Annotated in this window: 13 protein-coding genes; 1 reads left to right on the top strand and 12 read right to left on the bottom strand. The window is 42.5% G+C overall.

Annotation, left to right across the window (positions count from 1 at the left end; all coding sequences use genetic code 11):
• Window positions 1–49 precede the first annotated feature (49 nt).
• Window positions 50–364 carry a post-transcriptional regulator gene (locus FQ087_RS03460; RefSeq protein ID WP_149579152.1) on the bottom strand — a complete coding sequence of 105 codons (315 nt, stop codon included), beginning with the start codon at window positions 362–364 and terminating at the stop codon, window positions 50–52.
• A gap of 96 nt (window positions 365–460) precedes the next feature.
• Between FQ087_RS03460 and FQ087_RS03455 the strand changes: the two genes are divergently transcribed.
• Window positions 461–1,978, top strand: a complete 1,518-nt coding sequence (locus FQ087_RS03455; protein ID WP_149579151.1) for a putative polysaccharide biosynthesis protein — start codon at window positions 461–463, stop codon at window positions 1,976–1,978.
• Here the strand turns inward: FQ087_RS03455 and FQ087_RS03450 are convergent.
• The 11 genes from FQ087_RS03450 to FQ087_RS03400 form a co-directional block, all read right to left on the bottom strand.
• Entirely contained in the window at window positions 1,972–2,613 is a 642-nt protein-coding gene (locus FQ087_RS03450; protein WP_149579150.1) for a DUF421 domain-containing protein, read from the bottom strand. The two genes, FQ087_RS03455 and FQ087_RS03450, sit on opposite strands and share 7 nt — an antisense overlap.
• A 320-nt stretch (window positions 2,614–2,933) precedes the next feature.
• Window positions 2,934–3,200, bottom strand: a complete 267-nt coding sequence (gene yajC, locus FQ087_RS03445) for a preprotein translocase subunit YajC (protein WP_149579149.1) — start codon at window positions 3,198–3,200, stop codon at window positions 2,934–2,936.
• 40 nt (window positions 3,201–3,240) lie between these two features.
• Window positions 3,241–4,380 (bottom strand): tRNA guanosine(34) transglycosylase Tgt, encoded by a 1,140-nt coding sequence (gene tgt / locus FQ087_RS03440; protein WP_149579148.1) that lies wholly within the window; start codon window positions 4,378–4,380, stop codon window positions 3,241–3,243.
• Window position 4,381: 1 nt separating this feature from the next.
• Window positions 4,382–5,431, bottom strand: a complete 1,050-nt coding sequence (gene queA, locus FQ087_RS03435) for a tRNA preQ1(34) S-adenosylmethionine ribosyltransferase-isomerase QueA (protein ID WP_149579147.1) — start codon at window positions 5,429–5,431, stop codon at window positions 4,382–4,384.
• A 29-nt stretch (window positions 5,432–5,460) separates the two neighbouring features.
• Window positions 5,461–6,471, bottom strand: a complete 1,011-nt coding sequence (gene ruvB, locus FQ087_RS03430) for a Holliday junction branch migration DNA helicase RuvB (RefSeq protein WP_149579146.1) — start codon at window positions 6,469–6,471, stop codon at window positions 5,461–5,463.
• A gap of 124 nt (window positions 6,472–6,595) precedes the next feature.
• On the bottom strand, window positions 6,596–7,201 hold the full coding sequence (gene ruvA / locus FQ087_RS03425; protein WP_149579145.1) for a Holliday junction branch migration protein RuvA: 606 nt from the start codon (window positions 7,199–7,201) through the stop codon (window positions 6,596–6,598).
• 176 nt (window positions 7,202–7,377) lie between these two features.
• Window positions 7,378–8,613: an ATP-binding protein gene (locus FQ087_RS03420; RefSeq protein ID WP_149579144.1), complete on the bottom strand. Its 1,236-nt coding sequence runs from the start codon at window positions 8,611–8,613 to the stop codon at window positions 7,378–7,380.
• Window positions 8,614–8,901: 288 nt separating this feature from the next.
• On the bottom strand, window positions 8,902–9,777 hold the full coding sequence (locus tag FQ087_RS03415; protein ID WP_149579143.1) for a phosphotransferase: 876 nt from the start codon (window positions 9,775–9,777) through the stop codon (window positions 8,902–8,904).
• Window positions 9,778–9,784: 7 nt separating this feature from the next.
• Window positions 9,785–10,939 carry a LysM peptidoglycan-binding domain-containing protein gene (locus tag FQ087_RS22705; protein WP_223145589.1) on the bottom strand — a complete coding sequence of 385 codons (1,155 nt, stop codon included), beginning with the start codon at window positions 10,937–10,939 and terminating at the stop codon, window positions 9,785–9,787.
• Window positions 10,940–11,141: 202 nt separating this feature from the next.
• A complete protein-coding gene (pheA, locus tag FQ087_RS03405) occupies window positions 11,142–12,032 on the bottom strand; it encodes a prephenate dehydratase (RefSeq protein ID WP_149579142.1) in 891 nt (296 codons plus the stop codon).
• 15 nt (window positions 12,033–12,047) lie between these two features.
• A complete protein-coding gene (locus FQ087_RS03400; protein WP_149579141.1) occupies window positions 12,048–12,503 on the bottom strand; it encodes an ACT domain-containing protein in 456 nt (151 codons plus the stop codon).
• Window positions 12,504–12,531: the final 28 nt, after the last annotated feature.

The raw sequence follows: 12,531 nt of genomic DNA, 5'->3' as shown, positions 1-12,531 counted from the left end.
AAACACAGTCATTCATGTGTCAAATAGTCATATTTCATATTCTCATAGTTTACTTTTCGATTTGACGTGGTGAAAGTAAGATTTGAAGTTCTTCACTATTCAAATCGGAAAACCAATTTGAACTACGTTGTTCTTCAATTTGTGTAAATGTCATAAATTCTGCAGATGTGATTTTAAGGATTCCATCCGCAATTTCATGCATTCCCATCTCCTCGATATTCTTTTTACGCCATTTCTTCTTGACACAAAATGTCCAAATATCCTCCTCGGTTACTGTTGTATAGCCGTACAGATGAAATTCAGTTTTTTTGCTTTCAATTGCAGGCAACATATGTGTGAACAGTCGGCCGAATTCTCTAGGCATCTTTTCCATCCCTTTCCTATACAGTCGTAAGTATGGATATTTCTGCATAGGTTTAGTGTATATGAAATGACCGGAATTGAGAAGGAGTTGTTTAAATTGTCTTCATTCATCCGCGGAACTGTCGTCCTGATGGTTGCCGTCTTCCTAACCAAGCTATTAGGATTCGTCTTCCGGATTCAATTCATGCGGATTGCAGGCGAAGAAGCGGTCGGCATCTACATGACCGCTTATCCCGCTTTTATCTTTTTCCTGTCACTTGTTCAGCTTGGTGTACCGATTGCCATAGCCAAAGTGATTGCTGAACTCGAAGCGAAAGGGCAATCCGTAAAAATCCCTTCCCTTATGAAGACTGCTTCCTTCATTACCATTTTGACAGCAACGGTATTCATACCAGCTTCAATCTTGTTCGTTCCCTACTTATCTGAAACGCTTCTCGGTAATTCAGCATCATCCATAACACTGTACGTCGGAATCGCAATCGTACCAATTGCTGCCATTGGGGGCTTGATCCGCGGATATTTCCAAGGTATCGCACGTATCGAAGAAACAGCCTGGTCACAAATCATTGAACAAATATGCCGGATTGCGCTAATCACATGGCTTTTGCCACATCTTCTTGTAGCTGACAATACAGCATTGAGTGCAGCTTATGCGATGGGCATTACGCTTCTTGCCGAAATGCTATCTGTCCTCTATTTGTTGTTCAAATATAGACAGCAACAGAAACGCAGACCAAAACAACAAGAAAAACTTAAGCGTTATCCAATGGAACCTCTGCTGGCGATCGCTTTGCCATCGTCTGGTAGCCGTCTGTTCGGTACGTTTACTTGGTTCCTTGAACCAATTATCTTCCTCCGCGCACTCGCATTTTCAGGGGTTTCAGCTGTAGCTGCCACAACACTGTATGGCATTGTATCCGGTGTACTCGTGCCGCTACTCCTATTCCCTGCTTTCATCCCATATGCCTTGTCTGTTGTCCTGGTTCCCGCCGTAAGCGGAGCAGTTGCGTCAAATAATACGAGTAAACTGAAAGAACGGATTCATCTGTCCCTGCGCTTATCCGCTTTAACAGGAACTTTTGCAGCTACAGTTTTTTTCATCCACGGGCAGGAGTTGGCTGAGAAACTATTTCACGTTACCCAAGGAGCATCCTATATGGCGTTACTTGCTCCTGTTTTTTTCTTTTATTATATCCAAGGTCCTCTCTATTCAATTTTACAAGCAACGGGTGACGCCAAGGCAGGGATGATGAACTCCGTATACGGCGGTATCGCTAAACTTGGGGTCATGTTCATCCTCGCTTCCCAGCCCGGTCTACAAGTGACAGGGGCAGTCCTTGCGATCGGCTTCGGTGTGCTAATTACATCATTCCTTCATATAGCAACACTTCGGAAAAACAAATCGACCGCTACTGGTTTCACTATATTTGCTTTGCCATATGCTTCATTTATCATGACTTGTATCATGCGTCCGATTTTCATACCAATCGGGGATTTCGGATTATTTACAGAATGTGCAATTTCGATAGTTTTCCTTCTGGTTATTTTAATTCTGACTGGCCAAGTGAAAAAAAGTGATCTATTTCTATTTAAGAAACTCTTGAAAAATTATTGATAAGCTTCTTTTAACTGGAACTTCAGTTCATCATTTTCAAATGAACAATAAAAAATTTCTTTTACATCATTCACTCCAAGTTGCCTGAGTCCATTTAAAAGCCACTCGTCTGTTTTACCGATAAGTTCTAAATGTCTAGATTGAATATAGCCGTCTGAAATCAGCGCAAGTACCGGTTGAATATCATCATGTTTAAAAACCGATAGATTTCCAGACGGTTCCAAATACGCGAAAGACACTTCATGGACGGAGCCGACCTGCTGCTCACGAAGTTGCTGGAACAAATCATCCAAATTATAGCGCTGTTTTCGCATTTCCTGCTCCAGTATGACTCCGTGCCTAATGATAAGTGTTGGTTCACCGTCGACAATGTCTCTAAACCTTTTACTTTTTAATGAAAAATAAGAGGAAATGAGTTGAATAAAGAGCAAGATAATCATCGGTAGAATAGAGTGAATTATATTCTGGTCGGGGGATTCAAGTGCAAATGCAGCAACTTCTGCCATTATTATAAAGACAACAACGTCGATTACTCCAAGCTCACCGACTTCACGTTTCCCCATAATTCGTAAGATGATCAAAATGAGTACATAAAGAAAAACGGTCCGAAAACCGATGATTAGTAAATCATTCATAAAAATCTCCCCCTTCTAAGAAAAGCGCAAGCGCCTTGGTAGATCCGAAAAGTAGGAGGGATGGAGTTTAATCCCTCTTCGATGGAAGGCCTTAAGCTAAAAGCGTTCATTGCCTTTAATTAAAGTCTGAAGTGACTCGATTGGCTAGACGCTCGAGTCTAGACACTGTTCCAGTCCGAAAAACCTTTACTTCCTTACCTTCTAAAAAAGGATGCCCTTTTCCCCTTCGCTTATATACATGCAAAAAACGGAAAAAGAGACGATTGCCTGAACGGGGAATACCCCGCCAAGACAATCGCCTCTTTATGTTTTTACAAAGCTTAGATTGATTCTGTTACACGTCCTACTGCTTGTCTGTCGAACTGTAATGTATTACCTTCAGAAACTTTAAGGTAAACCGATGAATCATCCACAGCATCGACTGTGCCATGAAGACCGCCGATTGTAATAACCTTATCTCCACGTTTCAAACCTGATTGCATTTGCTTCGTCGCTTTCTGTTTCTTTTGCGCCGGTCTGATAAGTAAGAACCACATCACTGCAAACATCGCAACGAAAGGTAATAGTTGCACTAATCCACCACTCATATATATATCCCCCCTTCAATCAAGTTTCATTATACAAGATTTAAAAGTTTTTTGCATTCGGTTTGTTAAATCCGTAGCTTTCAAAAAACTCTTCACGGAAATCTCCGAGTCGATCATGACGAATTGCATCTCTTACTTGCTCCATTAAATTAAGGAGGAAGTGAAGATTGTGATAAGACGTCAACCTGATTCCAAAAGTTTCATCCGCTTTGATAAGATGGCGAATATAAGCTCGGCTGTATGTTTTACATACATGACAACTGCATTTTTCATCAAGTGGACGGAAATCACGTTCGAACTTCGCATTCCGTATATTCAAACGTCCTTCACTCGTCATCAATGTACCATTTCGCGCAATGCGAGTTGGCAGGACACAGTCGAACATATCAATACCGCGGATAGCACCGTCAATGAGCGAGTCAGGCGATCCGACTCCCATCAAGTAACGCGGCTTGTCCTGTGGAAGAAGCGGTGTCGTATGCTCAAGAATACGGTTCATAATGTCTTTCGGCTCGCCGACTGACAGACCACCGATCGCGTAACCAGGGAAATCAAGTGACACAAGATCTTTTGCACTTTGAGCGCGTAATTCCTCGAACTCACCGCCTTGTATAATACCGAACAAGGCTTGATCTGCCGGTCGTGCATGAGCTCCGAGACATCTTTCAGCCCATCTAGATGTCCGTTCTACGCTTGCTTTCATATATTCACGTGTTGCTGGGAATGGCGGACATTCATCGAAAGCCATCATAATATCTGCGCCTAGTGAATTCTGGATTTCCATCGCTTTCTCGGGACTGAGGAACAGTTTACTGCCGTTCAAATGATGTCTAAAATGGACACCTTCCTCTTCGATTTTACGGAATTCACTTAGTGAAAATACTTGAAAACCGCCTGAATCAGTCAGAATCGGTCTGTCCCAGTTCATGAACTTATGTAGTCCGCCTGCCTCTTCAATGATATCCTGACCCGGACGAAGCCATAGATGGTAGGTATTACTTAAAATAATTCCTGCTCCGACTTCTTTCAACTCTTCCGGTGACAATGTTTTGACAGTTGCCTGTGTACCAACTGGCATAAATGCTGGTGTTTCGAATGAACCGTGAGGTGTATGGACAATTCCAAGACGTGCTCCGGTTTGTTTACATGTTTTGATATGTTCGTATGTGACTGCTGTCATTTTATGATTCCTTCCTTTGTGACGGTTTTATGAACATTGCATCTCCAAAGCTAAAGAAGCGATATTTTTCCTTAACTGCCTTGTTATATGCCGCTAAAATATGGTCTCGAGTTGTTAGTGCTGAAATCAGCATGATCAACGTCGATTTAGGTAAATGAAAATTAGTTAATAGTCCATCCAAAATACTGAACTCATAACCAGGGTAGATGAAAATAGACGTCCATCCACTCGAAGGTATAATTTTACCGCCATTTTCCGAAGCGATTGTCTCGAGTGTCCGCGCAGAAGTTGTACCAACTGCTATAACGCGCCCACCTTGAGCTTTAGCTTCATTTATTGCTGCCGCTGTTTGTTCGGTGACATGATAATATTCGGAATGCATCGTATGATCTTCAATCGTATCTACACTTATCGGACGGAAAGTGCCGAGACCGACATGCAGCGTGATGAATGCAATATTGACCCCTTTGTTCCGAATACTTGCCAAGATTTCATCCGTAAAATGAAGACCTGCTGTCGGTGCCGCCGCAGAACCACGTTCTTTCGCAAATACCGTTTGATAGCGTGCCTGATCATCCAACGTCTCAGTAATGTAAGGCGGCAATGGCATTTGTCCGAGTTCATCTAGGATTTCATAAAAAATACCTTCGTAAATAAACTTGAATATACGCCCACCTTGTTCCAGAATGCCCGTGCATTCTGCTTTCAAACGTCCATCGCCAAATGTAACAATCGTTCCAAGCTTTACTCGCTTCGCAGGTTTCACTAGCGTTTCCCACTCGTCGTCTCCAGTTTGCTTCAGCAGCAACACTTCAATCATAGCGCCAGTCTCTTCTTTCACGCCCATCAAACGTGCAGGCAGAACCCGCGTATCATTGAGTACGAGTATATCTCCAGACTCAAGTTCATCGAGAAGATCGCGAAAATGATTGTGTTTTACTTCCCCAGTCTCAGGGTCGAGAACCATAAGACGGCTTGCTGTGCGATCTAGCAACGGAGTTTGTGCAATAAGATTATCTGGTAAATCGAAATCAAAATCATTTACATCCATCGTCTATAAATTCTCCCTTTATAATTGAATTAGAAATCGTTGTGCTCGGGAACTGGATAGCCGAAATGCTCGTATGCAAGACGAGTCGCAATCCGTCCGCGCGGCGTCCGCTGGATAAAGCCAATTTGAAGAAGATAGGGTTCGTAGACATCTTCAATTGTCACCGACTCTTCGCCAATACTTGCGGATATCGTATCAATCCCAACAGGTCCGCCACGAAAGCGTTCAATCATTCCAGTTAGCAACTTATGGTCAATATGATCAAGACCATGTGAATCGACTTGCAGCATTTCAAGCGCGTCATTTGCAATATCAATTGTAATGCTGCCGTTGCCTCTTACTTGTGCATAATCTCGCACACGGCGTAACAGCCTGTTTGCAATACGCGGAGTACCACGGGAACGGCGGGCAATTTCAACAGCCGCCTGCTCGTCGATAGCCACTTCAAAAAGCCCTGCACTGCGAATGACGATTTCCTTGAGTGGAGCAACATCGTAATACTCAAGCCGAAGTGGAACGCCGAACCTGTCTCTTAGCGGCGCAGATAATGCGCCTGCACGTGTTGTTGCCCCGATCAGTGTGAATGGCGGTAAATCGAGTCGTATCGAGCGTGCAGATGGCCCTTTCCCTACAACAATATCCAAACAAAAGTCTTCCATCGCAGGATACAACACTTCTTCGATTGCACGGTTTAACCTATGGATTTCATCGATAAACAACACATCTCCCGGTTCGAGAGATGAAACGACAGCTGCGAGATCACCAGGGCGTTCAATTGCAGGGCCACTAGTCATTCGGATATTGACGTCCATTTCATTGGCAATGACGGTTGCGAGCGTCGTCTTTCCGAGACCCGGTGGTCCATACAATAGGACATGGTCTAAACTTTCGCTGCGGCCTTTTGCTGCTTCGATGAAAATACTGAGGTTTTCTTTCACTTTTTCCTGTCCGATATATTGAGTCAGAAATTGCGGTCTAAGCGATTGTTCAAAACGTTCATCGAACTCCGATACTTCTCCGGAAATAACACGTTCCTCCATTGTCCGCCCCCCTTTCTGCCGTTGCTATATAAATTGAAATAAAGATTCCCTTCAAATTCGTTTCGGCGCTAGGCGCGTTCACTCTGTTTATACACCGGATTCAATACTTCAATTAATATATTCATTAATTCTGTTTCAATAATAATCGAAGTGCCATTTTCATGTACCCTTCTGTATCAAGTTCTTCTTTTTCTAATTTCGGTTTCACTTTCGTCAGCTCTCGCTGAGAGTAACCAAGTGCTTCTAGTGCAAGTATTGCTTCATCAAGCGCACCATTTTCCGCCATTGTAAGAAGTGTAACATCCTCATCTGGCATGTCCATTGCATTAAATAAATCATACAATTTCCCTTTCAAATCGAGGATCATCTGCCGCGCCGTCTTTTTCCCAACTCCAGGAAATTGAACTAGGAACGTTTCATCCTCCCGTTCGATTGCGCCAATCACTTGTGAGGGAATGCCACTAGCAAGTATTGCGAGCGCACCTTTTGGACCGATACCTGAAACCGTAATCAGCTTTTTAAACAATTCTCGCTGTTCAAGTGATTTGAAACCGAGAAGTAACTGAATATCTTCTCGGACATGCAGAAAAGTAAACACTTGCTGGATATCTTCTGTTTTATGAAAAGCATACGGATTCGGCGTCATTATAAGCCAACCTATCCCGCCCTGTTCGAGTGTAATATGTTCAGGCGTCACACGTGTGACTTGCCCTTTTATGTAGTCGTACAAGCTACTCTCCCCCTATATATAAAACCGATTATACCATACGAACGCACTTTCTACCTTTAATTGAAGCTAGTAAGCAAAAGAAAAGATGACCGCTTTGTTGGCGGCCATCGTTCACTCACTCGCATTTTACTAGATGATACTAATCATAACAATTACCCCGCCATATATCAATAAAGTTAAACAGGTATGTATAATAGAAAAGTTGTTCCTTTTCCAACTGTACTTTTTACTTTAATTTCCCCTTTAACATTCCTGATCGTACTATAAACCATGAGCATTCCAAGACCTGTTCCTTCTTTTTTTGTAGAGTAATAAGGTTTTCCTAATTGCGAAATCCCTTCTGTTGTCATACCAATCCCGCTGTCTTGAATCTTTATCAAGATATTCTTCTCGTGTTCCGAAACCTCAACATAGAGGGTGCCACCGTTTTCCTGCATCGATTCGATGCCATTTTTCAATAAATTGATGAGGCATTGTTGAATTTGATTTTCATCATATTTTATTTTCAGTGTATTCGTAAAACGAACCAGGATATTAACTCGATTCATCTTCGCATATGGTTGCATAATATTTTCTACATAATTTAAATCTTTCGAGAAATCCGAAAAGACAACATTTTCGGATTGCGGTTTGGAGAACGTTAGAAAATCACTGACAATATTCCCTGCCCGTTCTACTTCTTTTAACGAAAAATCAATGTATATTTTTTCATCAGCGGTAAGCGTTTTCGACTCGTTTAGCAGTTGTAAAAATCCCCTTGTTACAGTAAGCGGGTTTCTTATTTCATGGGCAATACTGGCCGAAAAATTGCTAATATCTTTCATTCTTTCTGATTGCACATACGTTTCACGTGTTTTTATGTTGGATATTATTTTTTCTACTAAAGACATGATGATGAATATTACAATGGAATGAGTTGTTAAATTACAGAAAACTAACGTCCAGTATTCAGTTGTTAACGTCGGATAATCGAAGCTCAATCCGAAAAAGTGTAAAACACTTACACCGATGCCGGTACCTGTTGCATATAAAATTCTTTTACGCGAATTTTGCTGCATAAATCTTCTGCTTAATAAAGGAACAAGCAAAAAAATAATTGTTGAGAAAATCAGAGAGTGATAAATCCCTTCTCCGCCAATGATAAAACGGTACAAATTTAAAACAAGATAAAGCGGAAAGACCATTTTATAGCCACCAAAAAGTGCAACGATGATAAATGGTATGTATCTTAAATCAATAATAAACCCTAAATCTATTGTAATTGGAAACGCCATACATAATAAGAGCGCAATTGCCGCCATTAAAACAAGGATATATTTATTAAATTTAGTTAATTTATCCTCAAAGAAAATCAAAGCTACTAAAACCGGAGAGAGTAAAAACAGAAAATTAACCATTAGTGTTTCAATCAAGCCTAACGAACTTCCTTCCTGTGACTACCGCCATATATTTTTTTACGTATAATTGAATAATACACTACTTTACTAGTATAAATGTTTATTGTTTTCTTCATCAAAATAAATAGCCATCCGCCTTAAGAATTTAAATAATTCTTTGGCGAATGGCTATGTGCAGGAAATCTAATTGCATTATATAGGTATTAACTGCGTTCTTCTACTTTTTCATAGGTATTTTGCAGGCTTTCGTTCTCCACTAAAATAGATTCAATTTCTCCCGCTTCAATTACCCCGCATTCGACATTACCTTTGTATGTTAATCCGTTCGATATCATACCATAATTTCGGCCAATGTGAGAGCGCAGTCTCAGTAAAGGGGACAAGTTGCTTCGCCTGCCTCACTCTGCCAGCTGGTGACAAAGTGAAAAGATAGAGCCATTCACGGAGCATTTCATTCGGAAATAGAAGCAGCGTCTTAGAAGCATTATCCAATTTCTTCAGTGAAGGCTGTTCATCAAATAGGAAATCAATGTCATAGCCGATTTGTGGCAACACTCGATGAATCCATAGCGCAATTTCAGTACCTGCAGGTCCAGTACTTGCCAGATCGAAATCGATGAACTTGATTTCACCGTCTATATCACGCAGGATATTATGATGAACAACATCGCCATGGAGCAACGTACCATCCAAATTGTCTTTGTAGGTTTTTTTCACTGCGCTAATCGCGTTTAATGCATAAAACAAGATTTCATCGACAAGGCCTTTTCCAATATACGCCTCACAGTCTCCGCTTATTTCTCGGAAACGACTTATCCGGTCTTCCCACTTCGCGATGAGGGGGTACGGATGTAAATAAGGTGAGGCGTGCCAGTCGAGTTGCACTTTCGTTTCATGAAGTGCATGAAGTGCGGCAAGTGAATCCGTTCGATCTGCTCTTTTCTTAAAGTTGACCGCTTTTGCTCCATCCAGCCATGGTTGGACGAACCTCAGTTGACTTTCTTGAGGTACAACATCTACTATATGTGGGAACGAAACAGAATGTAGCGCCTCATGTACACGTCGTACTTTCTTTGCAGTGGAGTTGGAATAGTATCGTTTCACTGAAAAGCGTTTTCCATCTTTCTCTAACTTCCATACATTTTCTTTTATTTTTTCTAATTTCTCATCCTGCGCCATAGGCCGTTCAATACGCTCCGAACCAGTTAGAGCCTTGAGAAGGTCCAGGCATTCCAGGATAAGGGGTTGCCTGTTGCATGCACGAAGGACAGTTACATGGTTGACAGAAGATCGGGATCATCATCTGGTGGTGATGGTGTTGTTGCTGTCCGTCGCAATCGCATCCACCGCTCATACCCCAATTTGGATGAGCTTGGTGCTGCATGCTAGGATAACCGAATTGAGCAGGATTCCATTGACCTTGAGCAGGTGATATAGCCTGCGGAACATAACCCGGCCCTGGTGGACATGGAGCAGACGGTTGCAGGTCATATTCAGGTGATTCTTCATACATATACTCAGGTGGACTTTCAGTAGTTGGTTGCATGAAGATTTCTGGAGATTCTTCAAACATAAATTCAGGTGACTCGAGCAACTGCCAACCTTCTACCATAGGTATTTCTATTGGTAATGTTGAAGCGCCTTGACCAGAGAAGATTGGTGATTCTTGTTCAAACATCGGAAATTGTGTTGATGGTAACGGCATTGGTGAAGGTGCATGATGTTCCGGTTTTGGCATCGCTTGAATTTGCCCCGAATGCATGAACGGGTAACAATCCGCATCATAAATCGGCATCCATCCACATGGAACACCTAGCATTGGCATCGGCATCGGCATCGGCATTGGCATTGGCATTGGCATTGGCATTGGCATTGGCATTGGCGTCGGCATTGAAGTCGGCGGTAGCGTCGGCGTCGGTAATGGTATGGGAGCCGGCACTGATGGTGATACTGCTGGCGGTGGCGTTGGTTTAGATGGCGGCACTGGTGGTCTAGGTGTTGGTATTGATGGTTTTGATGGTGTTGGTGGTCTAGGTACTGGTACTGGTGCTATTGGCTTTGGCGGTTTTGGAGTCGGTGGTTTAGATGTTGGTGGTTTTGGCACCGGTATTGGCGGTGACGGTTTTGTACCCTTTGGAGGTTGCGGCGTCACCGGTCCTTTCCCTTTTTCAGGTTGTTCAGCATGATGCTGTCTTTTTGGTAAGAAAATTTTCATTCCAGGTACGATGTAATCTGGATTGGCAAGATGCGCATTTACCCGCTTTAATTCTTCGAACGGGATACCGTATTGGCGCGCAATCTTCCATAGCGTATCCCCTTTTACAACAATATGGACTTCCACTTAAAAATTTCCCCCTTCCGTCAATCCATCGTATGAACGGACGCCCGTAATTGTGACCCTCATCTTTAACGAGATATCCTCTCTTGCCATGTATATGCGGAAGTGGGTAATTTATTCTAAAGAAAAGCGAAAGCGTCCAGGTACTGAAGCCGGACATTAAGTAAAGGCGAATCGATTTATCCCAAATAAAAAACCATCACTGTCATATTGAATGACGTGACGGCAGTTGGTCATATATGTAATATGAACCGAATGTGCGAGCAGTACAATTCAGCGCGGCGAGTTCTTCCATCGCACCTTTCATCATCGGGTGATCTTCAGATTCCATTACATCGATAATAAAGAAGTAATTCCCAAGTCCTGTTTTTAAGGGCCTTGATTCAATTTTACTTAAATTGAGTCTGCGCCATGCAAAAACGGATAAAACCTGATGCAGCATACCAGAACTATCATCTTCTGGTAGTTTCACCATTAATGTCGTTTTTAGTTTTGCGGAATGCTTATTTTTTTCTAAAATTTCTTTTCGCAGTGATAAAACAACGAATCGCGTATGGTTAAAATGAAAATCGTGAATATTCTCTTCTGCAATATGTAAACCATATTTTTCAGCTGCCAGCATGTTTCCAATTGCCGCAATCTTCATATCCGGGTTTTCGGAAATATATTTGGCAGCAGCCGCCGTAGATGTCGTCTGGATTAAAGGGACCCGGCGGTAATGGTATTGTAAATATTTATGGCACTGGGCAAGGGCATGAGGATGAGAATTGATAGATTCGATTTCATCGATAAAAGGAGCTTGCTTTTTATTGACCATTAGATGCTGTTCGATTGGTGTTGATATTTCAGCATTGATAAATAAGTCCGATCCATGGAACAGGTAATCGATGGTCATAGGAACGGATCCTTCCAACGCATTTTCAAGCGGGACAATCGCATAGGCGACACGCCCTGCTGTGACTGCCTCAATACAATCCGGTATCGTTGGGTAGGCTATCAATCCCGCAGTCCCAAAAAGGGTGCTTCCTGCAACGTGCGTGAAGGATGCTTCCGGCCCCAAATAAGCGATCGTAGGTGTATATTTTTCATTCCCCATGCTTTAACTCCCCCATCAGAGTGCACCTGAACTGATCAAAACAACTGAATCAACAAAATCAGGCGCTTTCAACCGTTGCAGGAACTCTTCCATTTTTATCATCATTTCTGTCACATCGAGTGACAAAGTAATATTGGCCCGTGCCTGTACAGGGATCGTCTGGTGAATTGTCAGGACATTGCATTTCGCCTCCGAGACAACCTGCAATAATGTCGCAAGCGACCCCTTCCGGTCTTCAAGTTGAATGAAAATCGTCAGGATACGCTCACGTGCAATTGATTCGAACGGGTAAACAGTGTCACGGTATTTATAAAATGCACTACGGGATAGTCCTACCCTTTTCGTTGCATCTTGTATCGTCGATTCCTCTCCGCTCGCCAAAAGCCTTTTCGCTTCTAACATTTTCAGCATCGATTCTGTCAGTACGTCTTCCCTTACAAGATAAAACTGACCTTCCCCCAACTGCTTCATAGGATATCCCCCTTCGTGCGTTCCTTTT

Origin of the sequence: Sporosarcina sp. ANT_H38, from assembly GCF_008369195.1 — a bacterium.
Lineage (GTDB): Bacteria > Bacillota > Bacilli > Bacillales_A > Planococcaceae > Sporosarcina.
This window is presented reverse-complemented; position numbering and strand designations above follow the sequence as displayed.

Coding starts and splice junctions, on each gene's coding strand:
- FQ087_RS03415 (WP_149579143.1), bottom strand. CDS start 9,777: ATGGCGCAGGATGAGAAATTAGAAAAAATAAAAGAAAATGTATGGAAG.
- FQ087_RS03400 (WP_149579141.1), bottom strand. CDS start 12,503: ATGAAGCAGTTGGGGGAAGGTCAGTTTTATCTTGTAAGGGAAGACGTA.
- yajC (WP_149579149.1), bottom strand. CDS start 3,200: ATGAGTGGTGGATTAGTGCAACTATTACCTTTCGTTGCGATGTTTGCA.
- ruvB (WP_149579146.1), bottom strand. CDS start 6,471: ATGGAGGAACGTGTTATTTCCGGAGAAGTATCGGAGTTCGATGAACGT.
- FQ087_RS03450 (WP_149579150.1), bottom strand. CDS start 2,613: ATGAATGATTTACTAATCATCGGTTTTCGGACCGTTTTTCTTTATGTA.
- tgt (WP_149579148.1), bottom strand. CDS start 4,380: ATGACAGCAGTCACATACGAACATATCAAAACATGTAAACAAACCGGA.
- FQ087_RS03460 (WP_149579152.1), bottom strand. CDS start 364: ATGCCTAGAGAATTCGGCCGACTGTTCACACATATGTTGCCTGCAATT.
- pheA (WP_149579142.1), bottom strand. CDS start 12,032: ATGGGGAATGAAAAATATACACCTACGATCGCTTATTTGGGGCCGGAA.
- queA (WP_149579147.1), bottom strand. CDS start 5,431: ATGGATGTAAATGATTTTGATTTCGATTTACCAGATAATCTTATTGCA.